The 23,605-nt window shown below is 74.5% G+C and carries 26 protein-coding genes; 12 read left to right on the top strand and 14 right to left on the bottom strand.

From position 1 onward, the window contains the following. Positions 1 to 66 precede the first annotated feature (66 nt). From JT721_RS04730 to serS, 5 genes are read right to left on the bottom strand one after another with little or no spacing between them, the layout of a single operon-like run. Entirely contained in the window at positions 67 to 687 is a 621-nt protein-coding gene (locus tag JT721_RS04730; protein WP_205471765.1) for a hypothetical protein, read from the bottom strand. 17 nt (positions 688 to 704) lie between these two features. Then, positions 705 to 1,496, bottom strand: coding sequence for a Cof-type HAD-IIB family hydrolase (locus tag JT721_RS04725; protein ID WP_205471764.1), 792 nt, complete (start codon positions 1,494 to 1,496; stop codon positions 705 to 707). After that, positions 1,493 to 1,996, bottom strand: coding sequence for a GNAT family N-acetyltransferase (locus JT721_RS04720; RefSeq protein ID WP_307827887.1), 504 nt, complete (start codon positions 1,994 to 1,996; stop codon positions 1,493 to 1,495). Before JT721_RS04720 ends, JT721_RS04725 begins: the two co-directional genes overlap by 4 nt. Beyond that, complete coding sequence (locus tag JT721_RS04715; RefSeq protein WP_205471763.1) at positions 1,990 to 2,814, bottom strand: HAD-IIB family hydrolase; 825 nt, start codon at positions 2,812 to 2,814, stop codon at positions 1,990 to 1,992. The genes JT721_RS04720 and JT721_RS04715 overlap by 7 nt, the downstream gene beginning before the upstream one ends. After that, positions 2,811 to 4,088, bottom strand: coding sequence for a serine--tRNA ligase (gene serS, locus JT721_RS04710; RefSeq protein WP_205471762.1), 1,278 nt, complete (start codon positions 4,086 to 4,088; stop codon positions 2,811 to 2,813). Before serS ends, JT721_RS04715 begins: the two co-directional genes overlap by 4 nt. A 588-nt stretch (positions 4,089 to 4,676) precedes the next feature. On the opposite strand from serS, the gene JT721_RS04705 reads away from it, so the two are divergent. Further along, positions 4,677 to 6,239, top strand: coding sequence for a diacylglycerol kinase family protein (locus JT721_RS04705; protein ID WP_307827886.1), 1,563 nt, complete (start codon positions 4,677 to 4,679; stop codon positions 6,237 to 6,239). 24 nt (positions 6,240 to 6,263) lie between these two features. On the opposite strand, the gene JT721_RS04700 is transcribed toward JT721_RS04705, so the two are convergent. After that, a complete protein-coding gene (locus JT721_RS04700) occupies positions 6,264 to 7,709 on the bottom strand; it encodes a S8 family serine peptidase (RefSeq protein WP_205471761.1) in 1,446 nt (481 codons plus the stop codon). A 534-nt stretch (positions 7,710 to 8,243) separates the two neighbouring features. Then, positions 8,244 to 9,074 carry an SDR family oxidoreductase gene (locus JT721_RS04695; protein ID WP_205471760.1) on the bottom strand — a complete coding sequence of 277 codons (831 nt, stop codon included), beginning with the start codon at positions 9,072 to 9,074 and terminating at the stop codon, positions 8,244 to 8,246. 63 nt (positions 9,075 to 9,137) lie between these two features. Between JT721_RS04695 and JT721_RS04690 the strand changes: the two genes are divergently transcribed. The 8 genes from JT721_RS04690 (at position 9,138) to JT721_RS04655 (ending at position 16,166) form a co-directional block, all read left to right on the top strand. Continuing rightward, entirely contained in the window at positions 9,138 to 9,980 is an 843-nt protein-coding gene (locus JT721_RS04690; protein WP_205471759.1) for a prephenate dehydratase, read from the top strand. 12 nt (positions 9,981 to 9,992) lie between these two features. Further along, the gene (larB, locus tag JT721_RS04685; protein ID WP_307827885.1) at positions 9,993 to 10,682 is read left to right on the top strand and encodes a nickel pincer cofactor biosynthesis protein LarB; all 690 of its coding nucleotides are present in this window, start codon (positions 9,993 to 9,995) and stop codon (positions 10,680 to 10,682) included. Next, positions 10,679 to 11,884, top strand: coding sequence for a nickel pincer cofactor biosynthesis protein LarC (gene larC / locus JT721_RS04680; protein ID WP_205471758.1), 1,206 nt, complete (start codon positions 10,679 to 10,681; stop codon positions 11,882 to 11,884). Before larB ends, larC begins: the two co-directional genes overlap by 4 nt. Beyond that, positions 11,881 to 12,684: an ion transporter gene (locus JT721_RS04675; RefSeq protein ID WP_205471757.1), complete on the top strand. Its 804-nt coding sequence runs from the start codon at positions 11,881 to 11,883 to the stop codon at positions 12,682 to 12,684. The genes larC and JT721_RS04675 overlap by 4 nt, the downstream gene beginning before the upstream one ends. A gap of 1 nt (position 12,685) precedes the next feature. Continuing rightward, complete coding sequence (locus tag JT721_RS21620) at positions 12,686 to 13,276, top strand: TMEM165/GDT1 family protein (protein WP_205471756.1); 591 nt, start codon at positions 12,686 to 12,688, stop codon at positions 13,274 to 13,276. Between the two features lie 47 nt (positions 13,277 to 13,323). After that, on the top strand, positions 13,324 to 14,538 hold the full coding sequence (locus JT721_RS04665; protein WP_205471755.1) for an arginine deiminase: 1,215 nt from the start codon (positions 13,324 to 13,326) through the stop codon (positions 14,536 to 14,538). 226 nt (positions 14,539 to 14,764) lie between these two features. Then, a complete protein-coding gene (locus JT721_RS04660) occupies positions 14,765 to 15,142 on the top strand; it encodes a Crp/Fnr family transcriptional regulator (RefSeq protein ID WP_205471754.1) in 378 nt (125 codons plus the stop codon). Between the two features lie 4 nt (positions 15,143 to 15,146). Further along, positions 15,147 to 16,166 (top strand): adenylate/guanylate cyclase domain-containing protein, encoded by a 1,020-nt coding sequence (locus tag JT721_RS04655; RefSeq protein ID WP_205471753.1) that lies wholly within the window; start codon positions 15,147 to 15,149, stop codon positions 16,164 to 16,166. On the opposite strand, the gene JT721_RS04650 is transcribed toward JT721_RS04655, so the two are convergent. The 3 genes from JT721_RS04650 to JT721_RS04640 form a co-directional block, all read right to left on the bottom strand. Next, positions 16,156 to 16,650, bottom strand: coding sequence for a GNAT family N-acetyltransferase (locus tag JT721_RS04650; protein WP_205471752.1), 495 nt, complete (start codon positions 16,648 to 16,650; stop codon positions 16,156 to 16,158). The genes JT721_RS04655 and JT721_RS04650 overlap by 11 nt on opposite strands. 70 nt (positions 16,651 to 16,720) lie before the next feature. Then, positions 16,721 to 17,653 (bottom strand): DUF5926 family protein, encoded by a 933-nt coding sequence (locus JT721_RS04645; protein ID WP_205471751.1) that lies wholly within the window; start codon positions 17,651 to 17,653, stop codon positions 16,721 to 16,723. A gap of 9 nt (positions 17,654 to 17,662) precedes the next feature. Continuing rightward, complete coding sequence (locus JT721_RS04640) at positions 17,663 to 18,451, bottom strand: glycerophosphodiester phosphodiesterase family protein (protein ID WP_205471750.1); 789 nt, start codon at positions 18,449 to 18,451, stop codon at positions 17,663 to 17,665. Between the two features lie 71 nt (positions 18,452 to 18,522). Here JT721_RS04640 and JT721_RS04635 point away from each other — a divergent pair, with 71 nt between their 5' ends. Continuing rightward, the gene (locus JT721_RS04635) at positions 18,523 to 19,371 is read left to right on the top strand and encodes a triacylglycerol lipase (RefSeq protein ID WP_205471749.1); all 849 of its coding nucleotides are present in this window, start codon (positions 18,523 to 18,525) and stop codon (positions 19,369 to 19,371) included. Positions 19,372 to 19,450: 79 nt separating this feature from the next. On the opposite strand, the gene JT721_RS04630 is transcribed toward JT721_RS04635, so the two are convergent. Both JT721_RS04630 and JT721_RS04625 read right to left on the bottom strand, forming a co-directional pair. Further along, entirely contained in the window at positions 19,451 to 20,653 is a 1,203-nt protein-coding gene (locus tag JT721_RS04630; RefSeq protein ID WP_205471748.1) for an ATP-binding protein, read from the bottom strand. 128 nt (positions 20,654 to 20,781) lie between these two features. Continuing rightward, positions 20,782 to 21,033, bottom strand: coding sequence for a hypothetical protein (locus JT721_RS04625; RefSeq protein ID WP_205471747.1), 252 nt, complete (start codon positions 21,031 to 21,033; stop codon positions 20,782 to 20,784). 76 nt (positions 21,034 to 21,109) lie between these two features. Between JT721_RS04625 and JT721_RS04620 the strand changes: the two genes are divergently transcribed. Both JT721_RS04620 and JT721_RS04615 read left to right on the top strand, forming a co-directional pair. After that, positions 21,110 to 21,976, top strand: a complete 867-nt coding sequence (locus tag JT721_RS04620) for an Fpg/Nei family DNA glycosylase (protein ID WP_205471746.1) — start codon at positions 21,110 to 21,112, stop codon at positions 21,974 to 21,976. 23 nt (positions 21,977 to 21,999) lie between these two features. Continuing rightward, on the top strand, positions 22,000 to 22,332 hold the full coding sequence (locus JT721_RS04615; RefSeq protein ID WP_205471745.1) for a rhodanese-like domain-containing protein: 333 nt from the start codon (positions 22,000 to 22,002) through the stop codon (positions 22,330 to 22,332). A 69-nt stretch (positions 22,333 to 22,401) separates the two neighbouring features. Here JT721_RS04615 and JT721_RS04610 read toward each other — a convergent pair whose 3' ends face one another. Together JT721_RS04610 and aat are read right to left on the bottom strand one after the other, a co-directional pair. Beyond that, a complete protein-coding gene (locus tag JT721_RS04610) occupies positions 22,402 to 22,824 on the bottom strand; it encodes a hypothetical protein (RefSeq protein ID WP_205471744.1) in 423 nt (140 codons plus the stop codon). Positions 22,825 to 22,894: 70 nt separating this feature from the next. Then, complete coding sequence (gene aat, locus JT721_RS04605) at positions 22,895 to 23,575, bottom strand: leucyl/phenylalanyl-tRNA--protein transferase (RefSeq protein ID WP_205471743.1); 681 nt, start codon at positions 23,573 to 23,575, stop codon at positions 22,895 to 22,897. Positions 23,576 to 23,605: the final 30 nt, after the last annotated feature.

Below are 23,605 nucleotides of genomic sequence, written 5' to 3'. Positions count from 1 at the left end.
CCACGGGCCCGCCCCCCGCCTCGTCCTCCCCGCACCCCACCACCCCCCGACTCGGCGTAGCTCCAGTCAGCGGCGGGAGCCGAGGCCGCGGACGACGACCAGGCCGAGGAGACCGAGGAGCACCAGGGCGAAGCCGGGTGCGGCCAGGCGGCTGAACGAGCGCGGCTCGGCGTCGGCCACCCGGGTGATCTCGGCGGCCTCGGGGGTGGGGGCGACCGCGGGGTCGCCCGCGCCGAGCAGCCGCTCGACCTGGGCGACCAGGCGCGCGGTGGCCGGGGCGGTGCCGCTGGTGCCGACCGCGACCCAGGGGTTGCCGTCGCCGACGACCATGAACACGTACTCCTCCCCCGTGGTCAGCCGGCCGAGGCTGCACTGGCCCGGGGTGATGTCGGTGCGCACCCGGGCGTCACTGGTGAGCGAGCCGCGGTAGACCCGCGACACCGTCACCACGTGGTCGAACGTCGCGCCGCGCTGACCGCCGGTGCGGTCCTCACGGGTGGACTCCTCGACGGTGCCGATGAACACCGCGCGGGCGCCCCGGGTGCCGTCCTGCACGGTCTGCTGGGGGCACGGGCCGGTGGGGGCCGCCGCGGCGGGGCCGGCCGGAGCGACCAGCGGCACCCCGACGACGGCGGCCACGAGGGCGGTCGCGGCGGCGGCTCGCAGGCGGTCGAGGCGGTCCAGCACCCGACCATGGAAGCAGATCACAGGTCGAAGATCCCAGCCAGGACGGTCGCCACGCCGTCGTCGTCGTGGGCCGGCGCGACGTGGGTCGCGACCTCCTTCACGCTGTCGTGGGCGTTGGCCATCGCGTAGGAGGTGCCGGCCCAGGCGAGCATCGGGAGGTCGTTGGGCATGTCGCCGAAGGCGACGACGTCGGCGGCCTCGACGCCCAGCCGCGAGGCCACCCGGGCCAGGGCGGCGGCCTTGGTGACGTCGCGGGCGCTGATCTCGACCAGCCCCGACATCGACCACGTCGGCGTCGCGGTCTCCCCGACCGCCTCGGTCACCGCGTCGCGCAGCGCGTCGTCGGCCAGCTCGGGGTGGCGGGCCAGCAGCTTGACCGCGGGCTCGTCCCAGACGTCGGCGAGCGGGCCGGTGGGCGTCCCCTCGGGCACCCGGTCGACGTCGAGGAAGCCCTCCTCGAGCCGCAGTCCGGTGCCGGTCTCGACCGCCAGCACGATGCCGGGTACGGCGGCCCGCAGCACCTCGGCGAGGTCCAGCCCCGGCTCGCGCTCCAGCGGGGTGGTCTCGAGCACCCGGCGGGCCGCGACGTCGTAGACCAGGGCGCCGTTGGAGAGGATGGCCAGCCCGACCCCGCCCACCTCCTCGAAGAGGTGCTCCATCCACCGCACCGGGCGACCGGTCACGAACACCACCGGCACCTCCCGCTCGTCGAGCGCGCGCAGCACCTCGCGGGTGCGGTCGGTGATGGTGCCGTCGCTGTGCAGCAGGGTGCCGTCGAGGTCGGTGGCGACCAGCCGCGGCGCGCTCACCCGGGCACCGCCGGGAGCGGCCGGGCCATGACCAGGCGGCCGTCCTCGTCGCTGCCGCGCAGCTCGGTGAAGCCGCAGGTGGCGAGCACCCGCAGGCCCGGGCGGTTGCCGGGATCGACCGCGGCCCGCACCCGTACGCCGGCGGCGTCGGTGGCTGCCAGCAGGCCGAGCAGCGCCTCGGTGGCGAAACCCCAGCCGCGTGCCTCGGGCACCAGCCCGTAGCCGACCTCCACCTCGGGCACGACCTCCGACCCGGCATCGGCCGCGGGCGGGCCGAAGAACCCGATCGAGCCCAGCACGGTGGTGCCGCGCACGATCGAGCGGCTCGACCACGGGTCGTCGGGACGCCACATCGACGCGGCGTCTCGGTCGTCCTCGCGCGGGAAGTCGGGGTGCCAGCCGGGACGGCGCGCGCCGCCGCGGATCGCGGCCACGTCGTCGGCGGTCCACACCGGCAGCCGCAGCCGCTCGGTGACCACCTCGTCGGGCAGCGTCACCACCAGCGCTCCATCTCGACGGCCGCGCCGTCGTCGGCGACCGGGTCGGTGACGGCGTCGGCGGCGTCGAGCACCTCCTGGACCGCCTGCCCCATCGCGACCCCGCGACCGGCCCAGCGGAGCATCTCGACGTCGTTGCGGCCGTCTCCGATCGCGAGCACGTCGGCCGCGGTGAGGCCCAGCCGGTCGACGACGTGCTGGAGCCCGGAGGCCTTGCTGACCCCCACCGGGGCGAGGTCGAGCCACGCGGTCCAGCCGACGACGTAGTTGATGCCGTGGAGGCCGAGCTCGGCGGAGAGCTCGAGGAAGTCGTCGGCCGTGGCGTCGGGGTCGCGCACGATGACCCGGCTCACCGGCACCGACACCAGCTCGGCGAGGTCGGTCTGGATCATCTCGCCGGTCAGCTCACCGGGCGGGAACGGCGCGGAGACGCGGTAGCCCACGCCCCGCTCCTCGACGGCCACCAGCGCGGTGGGGTGACGCTCAAGCACCCGTTGCACGGCCGGGCCGGCGTCGAAGGTCTCCTCGTGCACCACCTCGATCGGGGGGTAGCGCACCACCACGGCGCCGTTGGACGCCACGATCCACGCGGGGTCGTCCGGGTCGCGCGGCAGGTCGAGCAGGTCGGCGATCCGGGTCATGCCGTGCACCGAGCGGCCGCTGCTGAGCACGACGTGGGCGCCGGCGTCGAGGGCCCGCTGCACGGCGGCGTGCACCCGCGGAGGGATCTCCTCGTACGTCGCGCCGGCCCCGTCGATCCACTTCAGCAGGGTGCCGTCGATGTCGAGGGCGACGACCCTCGGCGTCCAGTCCCCCGTCACGGCGCGATCGGCTTCAGCACCTCGAGGCCGCCGAGGTGGGGCCGGAGCGCCTCGGGCACCCGCACCGAGCCGTCGGCCTGCTGGTGGGTCTCGAGGATCGCCACGATGGTGCGGGTCATCGCGCACAGGGTGCCGTTGAGCGTCGCGACCGGCCGCACCCCGTCGTCGAACCGGCCGCGGGTGTCGAGCCGCCGGGTCTGGAACTCGGTGCAGTTGGAGGTCGAGGTGAGCTCGCGGTACTTGCCCTGGGTGGGGATCCAGGCCTCGCAGTCGAACTTGCGCGTCGCCGAGAGGCCGAGGTCGCCGGCGGCGACGTCGATGACCCGGTAGGCCAGCTCGAGCTTGTCGAGGAACTCCTTCTCCCACGCCAGCAGCCGCTCGTGCTCGGCGGCGGCCTCCTCGGTGGTGGAGTAGACGAACATCTCGACCTTGTCGAACCAGTGGACCCGGATGATTCCCTTGGTGTCCTTGCCGTGCGAGCCGGCCTCCTTGCGGAAGCACGGGCTGAACGCCGCGTAGCGCAGCGGCAGCGCGGCGCCGTCGAGGATCTCGTCGGAGTGGTAGGCCGCCATCGGCACCTCCGAGGTGCCGACGAGGTAGAGGTCCTCGCCCTCGATCCGGTAGACGTCGTCGGCGGCCTGGCCGAGGAAGCCGGTGCCGTCCATCGCACGGGGCCGCACCAGCGACGGCGCGATCACCTGGGTGAAGCCGGCGTTGCGGGCCTGCTCCATCGCGAGGTTGACCAGCGACAGCTCGAGCTGGGCGCCGACCCCGGTGAGGAAGTAGAAGCGCGAGCCCGACACCTTGGCGCCGCGCTCGATGTCGATCGCGCCGAGCATCCGGCCGAGCTCGATGTGGTCGCGGGGCTCGAAGCCCTCGGCCGCGAAGTCGCGGGGTGTGCCGACGTGCTCGAGCACCACGAAGTCGTCCTCGCCACCCGCCGGCGCGTCGTCGGCCGCGAGGTTGGGGATCGACATCAGCGCCGCGTGCCAGGCCTCCTCAGCGGTCGCCTGCGCCGCCTCGGCGTCCTTGACCTGCGCGGCCAGCGCCTTGGTCTTCGCGAGCAGCCCCTGCTTCTCCTCGCCCTGCGCCTGCGGGATCAGCTTGCCGAGCTGCTTCTGCTCCGCCCGCCGCGACTCGAAGACGGCGATGGCGTCGCGCCGGGCCCGGTCGGCGGCCAGCGCGGTGTCGACGACGTCGCCGGACAGCCCCCGCTTGGCCTGGGCGGCTCGCACGCGGTCGGGGTCGTCTCGGAGGATGCGCGGGTCGATCACGACGCAAGGCTATCCGGGGCCGCCCGCACGCCTCACCCGAGTTGCACAGCCTCGGCCGCCGCGCCCGGCCCGGCCACCGGTGGTCGCGGAGGTTGGGCTGGCAGCTGTCCCGAAACCCCCGCACCCGAACGCCTCCAGGAGGGCTTCCGTCTCACCGGGTCTCGAGGCTCAGGCCTAGCGGCCTTCGCACCTCGACCACCGCCACCCACCGGTGGTTGAGGAAGTCGCGCTAGCGACTGTCTCGAAACCCCCGCACCCGCACGCCCTCCGGGAGGGCTTCCGTCTCCCCGGGTCTCGAGGCTCAGGCCTAGCGGCCTTCGCACCTCGACCACCGCCACCCACCGGTGGTTGAGGAAGTCGCGCTAGCGACTGTCTCGAAACCCCCGCCGGCCGAACGCCCTCCGGTGGGAACGGGAGGGCCCCCGTCGCACCGGGTCTCGAGGCTCAGGCCTAGCGGCCTTCGCGGAGCGAGCCTCGAAGCTGTCGTCGCACCAGGTAGCGAGTGACAGACTCCGTCCCTCCTCAACCGCCAGGCGTCGATCACCGGCGGCCGCCGGCCCGCCGGAAGCAGGCAGCCATACTGGGCGCGTGCTCGACCGACCCCGCCACGTCCAGCTGGCCTGCGCGCTGGGCTGCTACGCGCTGTTCGCCCTGCTGTGGGTCTCGGTCGACCAGGGGTGGTCGCTCACCGAGGGCATGGACGACAGCCGGGGGCTCGCGGTCGAGGAGGGCTGGCTGCACCACCCGCTGCGGTGGGTCGAGATCGGCTTCAACACCGGCGGCGCCACCCTGCTGGCGGTCGCGCTCACCGTGCTCATGTTCGTCAAGGGGCACCGCCGGGCGGCGGTCTACGTCGCGGGCACGCTGCTCGTGACCTTCGTGGCCACCCAGGTGCTCAAGGAGGTCGTCGACCGCGACCGGCCCGAGTGGCAGTTCGTCGCGGTGATGTTCAACCAGCGGTCGTTCCCCAGCGGCCACAGCTCCAACATCGCGGCGTTCGCCGGGGTGGTCGTGGTGCTGGTCGCCATGCTGGTGCGCCGTGCGAGCCTCCGCCGGCTGGCCTACTCCGGCATGGTGGTGCTCGCCCTCGTGGTGATGGCCGACCGGGTGCTGCTGGGGCGTCACCACCCCTCCGACGTGCTGGCCGGTGCGCTGCTCGGCGTCGGCACCGTCTTCCTCGGCCTCGCGGTCTACTCGCCGCTGCCGCGCAGCCACGCGGTGCGCGCCGAGCCGCTGCCCGAGCCGTTCCCCTCGCACCGCCAGGTCGCCGTCGTCCTCAACCCGATCAAGGTCGAGGACGTCGGCGCGTTCAAGGCGATCGTGTCGACGATGGCGCGCGAGGCCGGCTGGAACGAGCCGGCGTGGTTCCACACCACCATCGAGGACCCCGGTACCGGCATGGCCGAGCAGGCCTCCGTGTGGGGCGCCGACCTGGTGCTGGTCTGCGGCGGAGACGGCACCGTGCGCGAGGTCTGCGCCGAGCTGGCCGGCACCGGCATCCCGGTCGGCATCATCCCGGCCGGCACCGGCAACCTGCTCGCCCGCAACCTCGACATCCCGCTCTTCCTGCGCGCCGCGATCGACGTCGCGCTCACCGGGCAGGACCGCGCCATCGACATGGTCGAGGTCAGCGGCGACGGCTTCGAGCCGACCCACTTCATGGTGATGGCCGGGATGGGGTTCGACGCCGCGATCATGGAGGGCGTCAACGAGGACATCAAGAAGCGGGTCGGCTGGGTCGCCTACGTGATCTCCGGGCTGAAGTCGCTGATGTTCCCGGCGGTGCGGGTGGAGGTCTCCGTCGACGGCGGCGAGTTCACCAAGCACCGGGCCCGCACCGTCGTGGTCGGCAACGTCGGCTACCTCCAGGCCGGGATGCCGCTGCTGCCCGACGCCGCCATCGACGACGGGCTGCTCGACGTGGTGCTGCTGCACCCGCGCCGGTTCCTCTCCTGGCTGCCGCTGGCCTGGCGGGTGCTGGCCAAGCGGCGCCGGGTCGACGACACCGTCAACCGGATGACCGGTCGCTCGATCGTGGTCCGCGCCTCCAGCGAGACCCCGCGCCAGCTCGACGGCGACTCCATCGGCTCGGGCAAGGAGCTGCGGATGGACTGCGTGCACGGCCGGGTGCTGGTGCGCGTCCCGCGCTGACCGCCCGGCCCGGGCCGGGCCAAGTCAGCGCCGACGAACCTTGAAGCGCAGCACCTTCACCGTGCGCTGCCCGGCGCTGTCGACCACGACCAGCCGCACCCGCTTGGCGCCGGGCCGGGCGAACCGGTGGGTCAGCCGCGGACCCCGGTGGGTGGTGCGCCCCACCCGCCAGACGTAGCCGCGCACGCCGTGGTCGTCTCGCGACCGGCCGGCACGGAACGTGCAGCGCAGCCGCACGCAGGTGCGTCGTACGACGGGCACCGGCGGCTCGTCGGAGACGACCCTCAGCAGCCGGTTGGGGGTGGCCGGGTCGGGGTTGGTGATCGCGCCGGTGGTCGCCTGCCGCACCAGCAGGGCCTGCGCGGCGGCCGCCGACAGGTCGGGGCGGCGGGCCCGCAGCAGAGCCAGCGCCCCGGCGACGTGGGGGGAGGCCATCGAGGTGCCGCTGAGGGTCCGGGTGCCGCCGCTGGTCGAGCTCGCGCCGGCCACGTCGAGGCCCGGGGCGTAGAGGTCGACGCAGGGGCCGTGGTTGGAGAAAGCCGCCTCCTGGTCGTCGACGGTCGTGGCCGCGACCGTCAGCACCGCCTGGGCCTGGGCGGGCGACTCCTCGCAGGCGCTGCGGTCGTCGTTGCCGGCCGCCACCGCGACCGCGACGCCGCTGGCGACCAGTCCGGTGACCGCTGCCTCCAGCGCAGGGTCGTTGGGCGAGCCGAGGGAGAGGTTGGCGACGCTGCGGGGCGCGTGGTTGCCCGCCACCCAGTCGATGCCGGCGATGATGTCGGAGTTGTTGCCGCTGCCCTGGCAGTCGAGCACCCGCACCGCGTGCACCACCGCCCGCTTGGCCACGCCGAACCGCGCGCCGACCGCACTGCTGGCGACGTGGGTGCCGTGGCCGTTGCAGTCGCCCCAGGCCTGCGGGTCGGTGGGGAACAGGAACCGCGGCACCAGGTTGATGCTGGCGCCCACCCGGCCCGCGACCTCGGGGTGGTCGGCCCGCAGCCCGGAGTCGATGACGTAGACGTGGGCGCCGGCGCCCGCCGCGGCGGGGTAGGTGTAGCGACCGTCGAGCGGCCGCCGGGCCTGGTCGAGCCGGTCGAGCGCCCAGGTGGCTCCGGTCTGGGTGCGGGTGCCGGTGGTGGTCGTGGTTGCCCTCCGGTCGGGCAGCACCCGGGCCACGCGCGGGTCGAGGCGCAGCCGGGGCGCGAGTCCGGCGGGCAGCCGCAGCGAGAACCCGCGCACGGCGTGCTCGTAGACGTGTCCCACGGTGCCGCCGAAGGCCGCGGCCAGGCCCCGGGCCACCGGCGCCACCGGGCCGCCCGCACCCCCGAGCAGCACGACGTACGACGTGGTGGCGGGGGTGGTGGCGGGGGTGGTGGCAGGGGTGGTGCTTGCGGCGGCTGGGACGCTCGGCACCAGGCCGGCGAGCGCGACGAGCAGCACCACCGCGGCCGCGGGCGGGCGCAACGACATCGGACCTCCTGGTGCTCCGTCCTCGTACAACCGTGGGGGCGGGTGGGGGTTACGGGCGGCGGTGAGCAGGCCGCCGTTCGAGCGGGCCAAACCGGGGCTCACCCACCGCCACTCCGCGCCACCCCAGGCAGCGGTGAGCAGGCCCCCGTTCGAGCGGGTCAAACCGGGGCTGACCCACCGCCGCCCTGGGGCCGCCGCGGGCGGCGGTGAGCAGGCCGCCGTTCGAGCGGGCCAAACCGGGGCTCACCCACCGCCGCCCTGGGGCCGCCGCGGGCGGCGGTGAGCAGGCCGCCGTTCGAGCGGGTCAAACCGGGGCTGACCCACCGCCGCCCTGGGGCCGCCGCGGGCAGCGGTGAGCAGGCCCCCGTTCGAACACGCCGAACCGAGGCTCACCCACCGCCGCCCCGGGGCCGCCGCGGGCGGCGGTGAGCAGGCCCCCGTCCGGCCACCCCAAACCGGGGATCACCCACCGCCACCCCGGCACCACCCCAGGCAGCGGTGAGCCACCCCCGTCCGGCCACCCGGAACCGAGCCTCACCCACCACCACCCCGGCGCCGCGCCCGCACCCGCACGCGGCCCTGGGCGGCGAGCAGGCCGAAGGAGTGCTGGGCGAGCGACGGCGCCAGGGTGGCGGCGCGCATCAGGGCGCCACGGCGGGTGGGGATCGTGCGCACCACGCGGCGGCTGCCGAGCAGCGCGACCGCGGCCTCGGCGATCTCGTCGACCGAGAGGATCCGGCCACCGGAGTGGACCAGCTGGCTGGCGCGGCCGTCGTCGCGCATCGCCTCCAGCAGGGCGGTGGCGACGCCGTCGGGGCACAGCGCGTGCACGCGGACCCCGGCCGGGGTCTCGGCCTGCACCGACATCGTCAGCGAGACCACGGCGGCCTTGGTGGCGGCGTAGACCGAGAGGCCCGGCACCGGCCCGAGCCCGGAGAGCGAGGCGGTCTGCACGACGTCGCCACCCTCGGGGCCGAACGCGTCGAGTGCCGCCCGGGTGCCCCAGAGCACGCCGAGCAGGTTGACCTCCACCAGGCCGCGCACCTGCTCGTCGGCGAGGTCGGCGAGGTCGCCGTCCCAGCCCACGCCGGCGTTGTTGAACCAGGCGACCAGCCGGCCGTGGCGGGCGGCGGCCTCGGCGACCCGGCGGTGCGCGTTGGGATCGCGTACGTCGTGGGCCAGGCCCTCGGCGGCCCCGATCTCGGTGGCGGTGCGGGCGGCCCCGGCGGCGTCCACGTCGGTGACCACGACCCGGTGGCCGCGGGCCACCAGCCGCTCGGCGATGCCGCGGCCGATGCCCCGGGCGGCCCCGGTGACGACAGCGGCGGTGGCGGGGCCGGTGGGGGCGTCGGGAGGCGGGGTCATGGCCGCATTCTCGCCCCCGGGCGCGGCGTCCGGCACCCGCCGGCCGGCTCCTAGACTGCACGGGTGACCGCGACCCGACGGATCGCCTACCAGGGCGAGCCCGGAGCCAACTCCCACCAGGTGTGCGTGCAGCACTACCCCGACTGGGAGGCGGTCGCCTGCGCGTCGTTCGAGGACGTCTTCGCGGCGGTCGAGGGCGGGGACGCCGACCTGGCGATGATCCCGATCGACAACTCCATCGCCGGCCGGGTTGCCGACATCCACCACTTCCTGCCCGACTCGGGGCTGCACATCGTGGCCGAGCACTTCCTGCGGATCCGCTTCCACCTGATGGGCGTGCCCGGCACCCGCCTGGAGCAGGTCCGCACCGTGCACAGCCACGTGCACGCGCTCGGGCAGTGCCGCAAGATCATCCGCCAGCACGGCCTCACCCCGCTGATCTCGGGCGACACCGCCGGCGCCGCCCGCGAGGTCGCCGAGGCCGGCGACCCCACCCAGGCCGCGATCAGCCCGCCGTTGGCCGCCGACATCTACGGCCTGGAGATCCTGCTCGAGGACGTCGAGGACGAGGACCACAACACGACCCGCTTCGTGGTGCTCTCCCCCGACCTCGTGCAGGCCCCGGCGGGTGACGGGCCGGTCGTCACGTCGTTCATCTTCAACGTCCGCAACCTGCCCGCCGCGCTCTACAAGGCGCTCGGCGGCTTCGCGACCAACGGCGTCAACATGACCAAGCTGGAGAGCTACATGGTGGGCGGGCAGTTCACCGCGACCCAGTTCCTCGCCGAGGTCGACGGCCACCCCGACGAGCCGGGCCTGGCCCGCGCCCTCGAGGAGCTGGCGTTCTTCACCACCGAGCTGAAGATCCTCGGCGTCTACCCGGCCGACCCCGGCCGCCACCAGTAGCGGAGAGGCACCGTGACCGACCCGAGCCCCGCCGACGTGCGCACGGCCGACCTCGGCTTCGCCCGCATCGACGTCGACCGTGCGGAGCGCACCGGCGACCCCGAGGTCGTCTACGGCGCCGGGAAGTCCCCCGCCCAGGTCGCCGCCATCCTGCGCACCCTCCACGAACGCCACCCCGACCGCGCGGTGCTCGCCACCCGCCTCGACGAGGACGCCCTGGCCCTGGTCGCCGCCGAGCTGCCCGACGCCCACCCCGACCCGGTCGCCCGCGCGGTCACCCTCGGCCCGCTGCCCGAGCCGCACGGCACGGTCGCCGTGGTCTCGGCCGGCACCTCCGACGCGCCCGTCGCCGCCGAGGTCGCGCTCACCGTGCGCGTGCACGGCGCCGGGGTCGACCTGGTCGAGGACGTCGGCGTCGCCGGCGTGCACCGGCTGCTCGCCGTCCGCGACCGGCTCGCCGCGGCCGACTGCCTGGTCGTGGTGGCCGGCATGGAGGGTGCGCTGCCGTCGGTGGTGGGCGGGCTGGTCGGCGTACCGCTGGTCGCCGTGCCGACGAGCGTCGGCTACGGCGCCTCCCTCGGCGGGATCGCCGCGCTGCTCGGCATGCTCAACTCCTGCGCGCCCGGCGTCACGGTGGTCAACATCGACAACGGCTACGGCGCCGGCGTGTTCGCCGCCCGGGTCGCGCGCCGCACCCCATGACCGTCGTCTGGGTCGACGCCTCGGCCGGCGCCAGCGGCGACATGCTGCTCGGCGCGCTGCACGGCGCCGGCGTGCCGCTGCAGGTGCTCCGGGCGGCCGTCGACGCGGTGGCACCCGAACCGGTGGGGCTGAGCGCCGAGCCGGTCTCGCGCAACGGGTTCGCCGCGCTCCACGTGCGGGTCACCACCGCGGAGTCCCACCACCACCGCACCTGGCGCGACGTGCGCGACCTGCTCGCCGTCGCCCCGCTGGCCGAACCGGTGCGCGACCTCGCGCAGCGCGCCTTCGAGCTGCTGGCCCGCGCCGAGGCGACCGCCCACGGCACCGACCCCCTCGACGTGCACTTCCACGAGGTGGGCGCGCTCGACGCGATCGCCGACGTGGTGGGTGCGGCGGCCGGCTTCGTGCACCTCGATGCCGAGCAGGTCGTGGTGTCACCCGTCGCGGTCGGTTCGGGCAGCGTGCGGGGCGCCCACGGCCGGCTGCCGGTGCCGCCGCCCGCGGTCGCCGAGCTGCTGCGCGGGGTGCCGTCGTACGCCGGTCCGCCCGGCGCCCCCGAGACCGAGCTGTGCACCCCCACCGGCGCGGCCGTGCTGGTGACGGTGGCGACCGGTTGGGGCGGCCAGCCCCCGATGACCACCAGCGCGATCGGCGTCGGCGCGGGCAGCCGCGACCCCGAGGGCCACGCCAACGTGCTGCGGCTGTTCGCCGGCACCGCGCCCGCCGCCGCGACGGGGGCCACCGACGGCCCGGAGCGGCTGCTGGTGCTGGAGACCAACGTCGACGACCTCGATCCTCGGCTCTGGCCGACGGTGCTCGCCCGGCTGCTCGACGCCGGCGCGCTGGACGCCTGGCTGACCCCGGTGCTGATGAAGAAGGGGCGGCCGGCCCACACCCTGAGCGCGCTGGTGCGCTCCGGCACGGCGGCTGCCGCGCGCGAGGTGCTGTGGCGCGAGACGTCCGCGATCGGCGTCCGCGAGGTCGCCGTCGCCCGCCACGCCCTGGGGCGCGAGCTGGTCGAGGTGACCGTCGACGGCGAACCGGTGGCGGTGAAGCTGTCGCGCCACGACGGCGTCGTGGTCACCGCCCAGCCGGAGTGGGACGACGTCGAGCGGGCCGCCGTCGCACTCGGCCGCCCGGCGCGCGACGTGCTGGCCGAGGCCGGCGCCGCCGCCCGCGCCCACCTGGGTGGCGACCGGTGACCGCGCTGCGCGCCCGGGTGCGCGTGCTGGTGGAGTCGACCTGGTTCCAGGGGTCGATCATCGCGGTGATCCTGGTCAACGCGGTGGTGCTCGGTCTCGAGGTCTCGCCGCGCTGGATGGCGCGCTGGGGCGACGCCACCTCGGTGGTCGGCTGGGTCACCGTGGCGATCTTCGTGGTCGAGATCTCGCTGCGCCTCTTCGCGCACGGCCCGTCGTTCTTCCGCGGCGGGTGGAACGTCTTCGACCTCGTGGTGGTGCTCATCGCCCTGGCGCCCACCGCGGGGTCGTACTCGGTGCTGCGGGTGCTGCGGGTCTTCCGCGTCCTCCGCCTGCTCTCGACCGTGCGCTCGATGCGCGTCGTGGTGAGTGCGCTGATCACCACGGTGCCCGGCATGGCCTCGATCGCGGCACTGCTCGGCATCGTCATGTACATCGCCGCCGTGGTCTCGACCCAGCTCTTCGGGGGCACCGACCCCGAGCACTTCGGGAGCCTCGGCACCTCGCTGCTCTCGCTCTTCCAGGTCACCACCGGCGACGACTGGGCCAACGTGATCCGGCCGGTGACCGACGCCTACCCCGCGGCCTGGCTGTTCTTCATCGCCTTCATCGTGGTCGCCACCTACATCGTGCTGAACCTCTTCATCGCCGTCGCCGTCGAGGCCCTCGACCGCGAGTCGGAGGAGGACCGCGAGGAGATCGAGGAGGCCGTGGACGAGTCGACGGTGAAGATCCTGGCCGCGATCGACGACCTCAGGCGCCAGGTCTCCGCGCTCGAGGCACGGCTCGACGGGAGGGACTGACGTGGACCTCGCCGTCGTCGCGCTCTCCTTCGGCGCCATCTTCCTGGTCGAGCTGCCCGACAAGACCTTCCTGGCCACGCTGGTGCTCGCCACCCGCTACCGGCCGGTGCTGGTGTGGCTGGGCGTCGGGGCGGCGTTCGCCGTGCAGACCACCGTGGCGGTCGTGCTCGGCCACGCCGTGTCCTTCCTGCCCGACGACGTCGTCAAGGTCGCGGCCGCCGTGCTCTTCCTCGCCGGCGCGGTGCTGCTGCTGCGCGAGGCCCGCAGCCACCAGGTGGACGACGGGTCGGAGTACGTCGAGAAGGCTCGCGAGACCCGCGGCATCGGCGCGGTGGTGGCGTCGTTCCTCGTGCTGTTCGCGGCCGAGTGGGGTGACCTCTCGCAGCTGCTCACGATCTCGCTCGTCGCCCGCTACGAGTCACCGCTGAGCGTCTTCGTCGGCGCCCTCGGCGCGTTGCTCGCGGTCAGCGGGCTGGCCGTGGTCGCGGGCCGCACGCTGATGCGTTTCGTCAAGCTCCACGTGCTGTTCTACGCCGGTGCCGGGGTCTGCCTGGTGCTGGAGGCGCTGGTGCTGTGGGAGCTGCTGCGCTGAGCTGCGCCGTTGAGCTGGGCCGGCGGGCCGACGGCTACGCTGCGGCCATGACGGCCCCCCACTACTCGGACAGCGAGGTCGGCACGCTGCGGACGGTGCTGCTGCACCGCCCCGGCCCGGAGCTCAAGCGGCTGACGCCGCGCAACAACGACAAGCTGCTGTTCGACGGCATCCCGTGGGTGGCCCGGGCCCAGGACGAGCACGACGCGTTCACCGCAGCGCTGCGCGAGCGCGACGTCGAGGTGCTCTACCTCACCGACCTGCTCACCGAGACCCTCGAGCAGCCCGACGCGCGCGAGCACGCGATCACCGAGGCGCTGGCCGACCTCGACCTCGGCGACACCATGCGCGGCTACCTCGAGGGGCTGCTCGGGGAGGCGGCCCCGGAGGAGCTGACGACGTACCTCACCGCGGGCATCCGCAACGACGAGGTGCGCGGCGGCTTCGGGCTGGTCACCTCGCTGCTGGCCTTCGACGACTTCCTCATCGACCCGCTGCCCAACCTGCTGTTCACCCGCGACTCCTCGGTGTGGGTGCGCGACCGGGTCGCGATCACCTCGCTGGCGATGCCGGCCCGCAAGCGCGAGACCGAGCTCACCGAGCTGATCTACACCCGGCACCCCCGGTTCGCCGGCACGCCGCGGATGCACGGCGCCCACCTCGAGCACGTCGAGGGCGGCGACGTGCTGCTGCTCAAGCCGGGCGTGATCGCGGTCGGCGTCGGGGAGCGCACCACCCCCGCCGGGGCCGAGCGGCTGGCGCGCCAGTGCTTCGCCGCCGACCTGGCGCACACGGTGCTGGCGGTGCCGATCGCCCAGGAGCGGGCCACCATGCACCTCGACACGATCCTCACCCTGGTCGACACCGACAAGGTCGTGGTCTACCCCAACGTCGTCGACACCCTGCAGGCGTTCACCGTCACCGCCGAGGGCGACCGCGAGCCCGACGGGGACCTGGTGCTCACGGTCTCCGACGCCGAGCCGTTCTTCACCGCCGCCGCCCGGGCCATGGAGATCGACACCCTCCACCTCATCGACACCGGCCTCGACCCCGTCACCGCCGAGCGCGAGCAGTGGGACGACGGCAACAACACCCTCGCCATCGCCCCCCGGGTCGCGGTCGCCTACGAGCGCAACGACGGCACCAACGCCCAGCTCGAGGCGCACGGCATCGAGGTCATCCGGATCGCCGGCTCCGAGCTCGGCTCCGGCCGGGGCGGCCCCCGCTGCATGAGCTGCCCCGTCTCCCGCGACCCGCTCTGACGCGGCCGCGCTGGGGCGGTCGGGCGCACGAACCGCGCCTTTGCGCTGTTCGTGCGGCGGCAGCCGGGTGGCAGGGCGCCCGAACCACGCCTTTGCGCCGTTCATGCGCCGCGGCGCCCGGCTAGCCACCAGGCGGCCGTGCCCTCGGTGCCGGTCGCTCGTTGACCCCACGAGGCCACTTCGGAAAGATCCGAGCCGGAGCTCCCCCGACGAAAGGCAACCCCCCATGGCAGAGACCTTCTTCTCCATGTTCACCCCCGAGGAGATCGCGCTGATCAGCGCCTCCGGCACGCGGGTGACGCTCCCGGAGGGCTGGTCGCCGATCTGGGAGTCGACCTCGGCCGACAAGGCCTACGTGATCCTCAGCGGCACGGTGTCGGTGCGCCACGACGGCGAGGAGATCGCCCAGCTCGGCCCCGGCGACATCGTGGGCGAGGCGGCGATCATCAACCGCACCCTGCGCACCGCCAGCATCGTCGCGCTGACCCCGCTGGAGTTGATCCACTTCACCTCCGAGACCCTGCGCCGGCTCGACGTCGAGATGCCCAAGTTCCACGAGGCCCTCGAGTCGGTGGCCGCCGCACGGGCGGGCGGCGACTTCTAGGCGGGTGACCGACCCGTTCCAGGAGGCCCTCGCCGAGGTCGAGGGGTTCCTGCTCGGCGAGCCGCCCTCGCTCACCCGGGTGGAGGTCTGCGAGCGCGCCGGCGTACCGCTGGAGGTGGCCCAGGAGCTCTGGCGGCTGCTGGGCTTCCCCCACACCGACGACGACCTGGTCGCGTTCACCCCCGCCGACGTCGAGGCGCTGCGGCTCAGCAGCGACCTGATGGCGCTGGGCATCCTCAGCCCGGAGCGGCAGGCGGCGCTGGTGCGCACCTGGGGGCGCAGCTTCGCCCGGCTCGCCGAGTGGCAGACCACGCTGCTGACCGACGTCGCGCTGGAGTCCGGTCGCGATCCCGCCGCCCAGCTCACCGGGCTCACCGAGCAGGTGCTGCCCCGGGTGGCCACGCTGCAGGACTACGTGTGGCGCCGCCACCTCGCCAGCGCCACCTCGCGGGTGATGGGCGTCGCGTCCGGGGCCGGCTCGGCGGTGCTGGCGGTGGGGTTCGTCGACATCGTGGGGTTCACCTCGCGCAGCCGCTCGCTCTCGGAGGTCGAGCTGGTCGCGTGGGTCGAGCAGTTCGAGGCGGCGTGCACCGACGTCGTCACCGAGCACGGCGGCCGGGTGATCAAGAACATCGGCGACGAGGTGCTGTTCGTCTCCGAGGACGTCGCCGCAGCGACCCGGGCCGCGCTGGAGATGGTACGGCGGGGGTCGGACGACGACGATGCGTTCCCCCAGGTGCGCGCCGGGGTGGCGTACGGCGAGGTCGTGCCCCGGCTCGGCGACGTCTTCGGCCCGACGGTCAATCTCGCCTCGCGGCTCACCTCGCTGGCCCGGCCGGGCAGCGTGCTCGTCGAGCGGGGTGCCCGCGACGCGCTCGGCGGCATCCACCCGCACGACGACGAGCACGAGGAGGACGACCATGACCACCCCGACCGCGAGACCGGCGAGTGGCGGTTCCGCCGGCTGCGGCGGGCCGCGGTGAAGGGCTACTCGCGGCTCGAGGTCTGGGTGGTCAGGACCTGACGAAGGCCCGCCACTCCAGGTGCTCGTGGGTGTCGTCGCCGTCGACCACGACGAAGCCGAGCCGCTCGTAGAGCGACCGGGCCCGCGGGTTGTCGCGCTCGACCCGCAGCCGCGCTACCAGGCCGGCGTCGCGGGCGGCGTCGAGGAACCGGTTGACCAGGTAGGTGCCGATGCCGCGGCCCTGGTGTGCGGGGAGCAGCTGCAGGGCGCACAGCTCGACGTGGTCGAGCGCCCGGGTCACCCAGAACCGGCCGGCCCGGGCGCCGTCGATCTCGATCACCCGGGTCTCGCTGCCCTCGACCTCGCCGCGCAGCTCGGCCAGGGTGCGGCCGTCCAGGCCGGCGCGGAACGAGCGCTCTTCCTCCGGCAGCGCGCGTCCCGACGCGCGGGTCGTCACGACCTCGACGTCGGTCAGGAACGCGACGTCCTGCACGGTGGCGGGACGCACGAACACCGAGGGTCGTCCGAGCTGGGTGAGGTGCACGTCGGGGACGCTACGCGCGGCCCCCGGGGCCGTCAGTGGCGCAGGCCACAGCCCGACTGTGACGCTCGCGTCAGCGGATGGTGACCTGACGGTTGGCCAGCCCAGAGCGGGCGGCCCGTTCGTCGCCGGTGAGCGGCGTGGTGTCGGCGAGCGCCTCGTCGAGGGCGGTGCGGAACGCCGCGGCGGGGTCCTCGAGCGCCTCGGCTCCGGTGCCGACGGGCAGGTCCCACACCGGGGCGAGCAGCCCGTGGGCGCGGAACATGCCGACCAGCCGGGCGCCGTCGGCGATCACGTCGGCGCCGGCGACGTGCAGCCGGCTCAGCGCGTCGAGCAGGTCGCCCTCGGGCTCGGGCATCACCCAGCGCAGGTGCTCCTTCGCGCCGATCCGGGTCCAGTACGCCGCCTCTACCTGGGTCAGCCGGGCGGTCGGTGACGCCGTCGCGTTGGCCTGCTCGAGGGCGGCGGCGAGGTCGTCGCGGTCGTCGAGGTCGGCGACCCAGTAGTCGAACCCGTCGTGCACGGTGATGTCGAGGCGGTCACCGGTGACCAGGTCCTGGAGCCGCGGCCCGTCGGCCGGGGGAGCCGAGGTCAGCCCCACGATGCCGGGCTCGGCGTCGAGCGCCTGCTGCAGCACGGCGGCGAGGTCGCGCGAGGGGTCGCCGTAGTTGTGCTGCACCTGGAGCCCGAGCCAGACCTGGCCGCTGTCGCGGGACATGGCCGGTGCGGCGGCGGGCAGCAGCGAGGCCAGGAGCACGGTGCGGTCGGTGCCGGCCACCTCCAGCGGCGCGGTGGCGGCGGGCACCAGCTCGCGCAGCGCGACCACGTCGCACTCCGACGGCAGCCCCTCGAACGGGCGGGCGACGTAGACCGGCGGCGCGCCGTCGGCCGCACCGTGGCAGGCCTTGTAGCGCCGACCGGAACCGCACGGGCAGGGCTGCCGGGGGCCGACCTCGCCCTCGGCGGGGGCTGCGTCGCGGGCCTTGGTGCGGGACTTCTTCGCCATGCCGGCAACCTATCCGAGCCGGTCGTCGAGGAGCCCCAGCAGGTACGCCGGGCGGTCGGTGATCAGCGCCGCCACCCCGAGCTCGAGGCAGGTGTCGAGCTGGGCGGGGGTGTTGACGGTCCACACGTGCATCGGGCGGCCGGTGCGGGCGATCCGCCGCCCGAGCCGGGGATGGGCGGTGAGCTCGTCGATGCCGGGCGCCACCACCCAGTCGCGGCCGACGACCCGGCTGAGCAGCGGCCACCACTCCACCCGGTCGACCAGCTGCACCAGCGGGACGCCGGGGGCGAGCCTCTCGACGCGCTGGAGCGCGGTGTGGCTGAAGCTCATCACCCGCGCCGGGGTGCCCGGCCGGTCCCAGCCGAAGTCGCGGAGCAGCTCCACCAGCCGCTTCTCGACCAGCCCGCCGTAGCGGGTGGGGTGCTTGGTCTCGACCGCGACCTCGATCCGGCGGTCGTAGTCGGCGACGGTCTCGAACAGCTTGCGCAGCGTGAGCACGCCGTCGTGCTCGCGGGGGCGCTCGTCAGCCTCGTCGTCGAGGTCGGCCCACGGGTTCTTCCACGAGGCGAAGTCGAGCTCGGCCAGCTCGGCGAGCTCCATCGTCGAGACCGAGCCCGGGCTGCTGGCGGTGCGGCGCAGGTCGCGGTCGTGGAAGCAGACCAGGTGGCCGTCGGCGGTGAGCCGCACGTCGCACTCGAGGGCGTCCGCGCCGGCGTCGAGCGCGGCGAGGTAGGCGCCCAGCGTGTGCTCGGCGTTCTCGAAGCTGGCGCCGCGGTGGGCGACGACCTGGGGCCTCACGCCGTCCATCATGGCGACTGCGGCCGGGCGGAGGGGTGACGTCCGCCACTCGGCGGCGCTAGGTTCTCGCCATGCGACGCCTCGGGACCGTCCTCGCCACCGCCCTGGCCCTGCTCCTGCTGGCCCTGGGGCTCACCGCCACGCCGGCCGCGGCCGCCGGGCTCGGCGCCGGCGTGCCGTTCCCGCTGCCGACGTCGCCGCTGGGCGACCCGCCCGGCGCCAACGACTGGGACTGCCGACCGTCGGCCGAGCGCCCCACGCCGGTCGTGCTCGTCCACGGCACCATCGGCGACCGCCGCAGCCTGCTGGAGCGGATGTCGGCGGAGCTGGCCGGGCGCGGCTGGTGCGTCTTCTCCCTCGACTACGGCAACCGCGGCACCGGCGAGATCTCCCGCTCGGCGGCCCAGCTCCGCGACTTCGTCGACCGGGTGCTGGCCGCGACCGGCGCGGCGAAGGTGTCGATGGTGGGGCACTCCCAGGGCGGGATGATGCCGCGCTACTACATCAAGCACCTCGGCGGCGCTAACAAGGTCGACGACCTGGTCGGGCTCGCGCCGTCGAACCACGGCACCATGCTGGTGAATCGCCTCACCGCACTGGTGCTCGGCATCCCCTGCCCCGCGTGCGTGCAGCAGGCCGCCGGGTCGCCGTTCCTCTCGGCGCTGAACGCCGGCGACGAGACCCCCGGCGACGTCGACTACACCGTCGTCACGACCCGCCTCGACGAGGTCGTCGTGCCGCACCGGCTCGGCTACCTCGAGCCCGGCCCGCGGGTCACCAACCTCACCATCCAGGAGCGCTGCCCGCTCAACGTCGCCGAGCACCTGCTGATCCCGCTGACCCGCCCCGCCATCGCCTGGACGATCGACGCGCTCAGCCACCCGGGCCCGGCCGATCCCCGGGTGCGGGTGCCCTGCTGACCGCTGCGCGACGGTAGTCCGTGACGTTTGGGCCCCTCCGCGGCCCGATCAGGGGCCAGAACGTCACGGACTAGCGCGGCTAGGCGGTCTGCTCGCGCAGGTAGCGGCCGAAGTGGGGGACGGTGAACGCGATCCGGCCCCGCTCGCCGGAGTAGATCAGCCCCTTCTTCAGCAGCGAGTCGCGGGCGGGGGAGAGCGACTGCGGCTTCTTGCCGAGCACGGCGGCGACGTCGGCGGTCGCGACCGAGCCCACGGGGTCGTCGGAGCCGAGCTCGACGGCGGCGTCGGCCATCGCCCGCAGGTAGTCGCGCTCGGCCGGCGTTGCCCGCTCGTAGCGGCTGCCGAAGAAGCCCACCGCGAGCTCGCGCTCGGCCTCCGGGGCGGCCACCCGCACGTCGTCGACCCCGATCGGGCTGCGCGGTGCGAGGTCCCACACCGTCTTGCCGTAGGCCTGGATGAAGTAGGGGTAGCCGCCGGTCGCGTCGTACATCGCGGCCAGCGCGGCCTCGGTGAACGCCGCCTCCTCGTCGGCGGCGGGCGCGCTCAGCGCGCGGTCGGCCTCGTCGCGGGCGAGCCGGTCGATGCGGAGGTAGGAGAAGAGCCGCTCGGAGTAGGACTTGCTGGCGCTGAGCACCGCCGGCAGGTGCGGCAGCCCGGCGCCGACGACGATGAGCGGCCGCCCCGACTGGCTCAGCTCGTGGCAGGCCGCGCACAGCGCCGAGACGTCGTCGGCGCCGAGGTCCTGCATCTCGTCGACGAAGATCGCGACCCCCTTGCCGACGTCGGCGGCCAGCCCGCCGACGTCCGAGAGCAGCTCGACCAGGTCGATCTCGACGTCGCCGGAGTCGGCGCGGCCGCGGACGGCGGGGACGTCGATGCCGGGGTTCCACCGGTCGGCGAGACGCGCAGTGGTGCCGGCCTCGCGCTGCGCGAAGGAGCGGACGACGCCCAGCACGTGGTCGACCTGCTCCTGCTCCGGGTGCCCGAGCTCGCGCACCGCCTGGTGCAGCGCACCGGAGAGCGGGCGCCGCAGCCGCTGGTCGGGGCGCGCCTCGAGCTTGCCGGTGCCCCACCCCTTGCGCACCGCCTGCGAGCGCAGCGCGTTGAGCAGCACGGTCTTGCCGACGCCACGCAGCCCGGTGAGCACCAGCGAGCGCTCCGGGCGGCCCCGCTGCACCCGCTCCAGCACCACGTCGAACGCCGCCAGCTGCTCGTCGCGGCCGGCCAGCTCGGGCGGCCGCTGACCGGCGCCGGGCGCGTAGGGGTTCCGGATCGGGTCCACGCTCCGACTGTATGGGGGTGTCTAGGTGGGGTCGTAGATTCGGGGCGGGCGGTTTCCCCGGTTCACCGGGGAAACCCGCACTGGTCGGCCGGAACTCCGGCCGAGAAGTCGAGGTTCTGGCCGAGAGGTCAGCCCGCGGCGTCGTGCTCCACGGCCAGGTCGTGGCCGGCCAGCCCGGCCTGGAGGGTCTCGACCAGCGCCGGCACCTCGTCGCCCGGGAGCCGGAACGACGCCGTGCAGACGTTGTCGCGCCACAGCGACAGCACCACCACGCCGCCGGGACCGGTCTCGGTGTGCCACGAGACCCGCAGCGCGCGGCCGCCCCCGCGGGCGTCGAGGTGGATCGATTCCAGCTCGGGCAGCGGCCGAGGGGCGCTCATGCCCTCCATCATGCGCCGGGGGTGGGGGACGCGCCAGACCCTCGCCGCGCTGGCGGCCCGTCCCTAGACTGGCCGGGTGCCCGAGCTGCCCGAGGTGGAAGCGCTGGCCCTCGACCTCCGGGGCCGGCTCGACGGGCGCGCGATCGCGACCGTCCACCTCGCGGCGTTCAGCGCGCTGAAGACCTTCGACCCGCCGCTGCGGGCGCTCGAGGGGAGCTTCGTCGACGACGTGACCCGGCACGGCAAGTTCCTCGACCTCCACGTCGGAGGCCTCCACCTCGTCATGCACCTGGCCCGCGCCGGCTGGATCCGCTGGCGCGACGAGGTGCCGTCGCTGCCGCCCAAGCCGAGCAACAAGTCGCCGATGGCCGCCCGGGTGGTGCTCGACGACGACTCCGGTCTCGACATCACCGAGGCCGGCACCAAGAAGAGCCTGGCCATGTACGTCGTGCGCGACCCCCAGGACGTGCCCGGGATCGCCTCGCTCGGCCCCGACCCGCTCGAGGACGACTTCTCGGTCGAGGTGCTCGGGGCGATCCTCGACGCCGAGGGGCGCAAGCAGCTCAAGGGCGTGCTGCGCCACCAGGGCACCATCGCCGGCATCGGCAACGCCTACTCCGACGAGATCCTCCACGTCGCCCGGATGTCGCCGTTCAAGCCGGCCAGCAGTCTCGACGCCGACGAGCGCCAGGTGCTCCACGACGCGATCCGCAGCACCCTCGGCGACGCCGTCGACCGCTCCCGCGGCCTGGCCGCGAGCGAGCTCAAGGGCGAGAAGAAGTCGAACCTGCGCGTGCACGGCCGCACCGGCCAGGATTGCCCGGTCTGCGGCGACGTGGTGCGCGAGGTCTCCTTCGCCGACTCCAGCCTGCAGTACTGCGCCACCTGCCAGACCGGCGGCAAACCGCTCGCCGACCGGCGGCTGAGCCGGCTGCTCAAGTAGGTCCCCCACCCCAGGAGCCCCGCGTGCACGTGCCGACCGTCGCCATCTCCGGCGTCCCCGACCCCCTGCCCGAGGGGCTGGCCGTGCTCGACGTGCGCGAGGACTTCGAGTGGGCCGAGGGGCACGTCGAGGGCGCGACCCACATCCCGCTCGGCGAGCTGGGGCAGCGGCTCGACGACGTGCCCGACGGCCAGGTGCTCGTGGTGTGCAAGGTCGGCGCCCGCTCCGGGCAGGCCGTCGCCTGGCTGGCCCAGCAGGGCCGCGACGTCGTCAACCTCGACGGCGGCATGCTCGACTGGGAGGCCGCCGGCCGCCCGATGGTCAGCGAGACCGGCGGCCCGGCCCGGGTGGTCTGAGCCCCGTACGACGAGGGCCGGCCGGCCCGCCCGAGGGCGGACCGACCGGCCCGGGTGCCGATCGCTGAGTCAGCCGGCGCTGACGCAGGTCTCGCTGGCGTACTTGACGAACGCGTCGACGCTGTCGTTCTCCTCGTCGCTCAGGTCGTTGCCGAGGTCCTGCAGGTCCTCCTCGGAGGCATCGGCGTCGACCTCGTCGATCGCCTCGAGGAACAGCTCGAAGCCCTTGCGGGCGTCGTCCGGCATGCCCTCGGGGGTGCCGACGTCGGCGAGCTTCTCGGCCGCGTCCTTGACCTTCTCGATCGCGGCCTCGGTGTCCTCGCCGGAGCCGCTGGCGGACTGGCTCAGATCGGTGAACGCCGCGCAGAAGTCCTTCTCCGACGCGTCGGTCGGGCTCCCGCCGGCGTCACCGCCCCCGCCACCGTCGTCACCGCACGCGCCGGCCGCCCCGGCCAGCAGCAGCACACCGGCTGCCAGTACTGCTCGCTTCATCGTCGGTCTCCTTCGTCGTTCCGCTTGGGTCCGTGTGTTCCGGAGGACACCCTGCCCCATCGGCGGCCGGTCAACCCTGCTGGGGGCCGACGACCGGCGGCAGCGGCAGCGCGGCGGCCAGCCGGGCGAGGTACTCCGCCCGCGACACCTCCACCACGCCCAGCGACGCCAGGTGCGGCGTCTGCCACTGGGTGTCGAGCAGCCGGAGGTCGGCGTGCTCGTCGCGGAGCCGCTCGACCAGGCCGACCAGCGCCACCTTCGAGGCGTCGCGCTCGCGGTGGAACATCGACTCCCCCGCGAAGAGTCCGCCGATCTGCACGCCGTAGAGCCCGCCGACCAGCCGCTCGTCGCGCCAGGCCTCGACCGAGTGCACCCAGCCGAGCTCGTGGAGGCGCAGGTACGCCGCGCGCACCCGCCCGTCGATCCACCCCTGCGGCCGGCGGGGGTCGGCGCAGGCGGCCAGCACCTCGCCGAACGCCGTGTCGACCCGGATCTCGTGGTCGCGCAGTGCGCGGCGCAGCGACCGCGAGACCCGCAGCCCGTCGAGCGGCAGCACCCCGCGCCGTACCGGGCTCCACCACGCCATCGGGTCGCGGCGCCCGCCCACCGGCATCGGGAACAGCCCCGCCCGGTAGGCCGCCAGCAGGGTGCCAGGCTCCAGGTCGCCGCCCATCCCGACCAGGTCGTCGTCGGGGTCCCACCGGTCCGGACCGGGGAAGACCCACGGTGAGGCGGGAGGCTCGACGGGCACCGCCCCAGTGTGACGGCTCAGGCCGGGGCG

The organism is Nocardioides sp. SYSU D00038 (assembly GCF_016924665.1).
In the GTDB taxonomy this organism is placed as follows: Bacteria; Actinomycetota; Actinomycetes; order Propionibacteriales; family Nocardioidaceae; genus Nocardioides.
The sequence above is the reverse complement of the archived record's forward strand: the minus strand, read 5'-3'. Positions and strand labels throughout refer to the sequence as shown.

Coding starts and splice junctions, on each gene's coding strand:
- JT721_RS04700 (WP_205471761.1), bottom strand. CDS start 7,709: ATGTCGTTGCGCCCGCCCGCGGCCGCGGTGGTGCTGCTCGTCGCGCTC.
- JT721_RS04695 (WP_205471760.1), bottom strand. CDS start 9,074: ATGACCCCGCCTCCCGACGCCCCCACCGGCCCCGCCACCGCCGCTGTC.
- larC (WP_205471758.1), top strand. CDS start 10,679: ATGACCGTCGTCTGGGTCGACGCCTCGGCCGGCGCCAGCGGCGACATG.
- JT721_RS04665 (WP_205471755.1), top strand. CDS start 13,324: ATGACGGCCCCCCACTACTCGGACAGCGAGGTCGGCACGCTGCGGACG.
- JT721_RS04660 (WP_205471754.1), top strand. CDS start 14,765: ATGGCAGAGACCTTCTTCTCCATGTTCACCCCCGAGGAGATCGCGCTG.
- JT721_RS04645 (WP_205471751.1), bottom strand. CDS start 17,653: ATGGCGAAGAAGTCCCGCACCAAGGCCCGCGACGCAGCCCCCGCCGAG.
- JT721_RS04635 (WP_205471749.1), top strand. CDS start 18,523: ATGCGACGCCTCGGGACCGTCCTCGCCACCGCCCTGGCCCTGCTCCTG.
- JT721_RS04625 (WP_205471747.1), bottom strand. CDS start 21,033: ATGAGCGCCCCTCGGCCGCTGCCCGAGCTGGAATCGATCCACCTCGAC.
- JT721_RS04610 (WP_205471744.1), bottom strand. CDS start 22,824: ATGAAGCGAGCAGTACTGGCAGCCGGTGTGCTGCTGCTGGCCGGGGCG.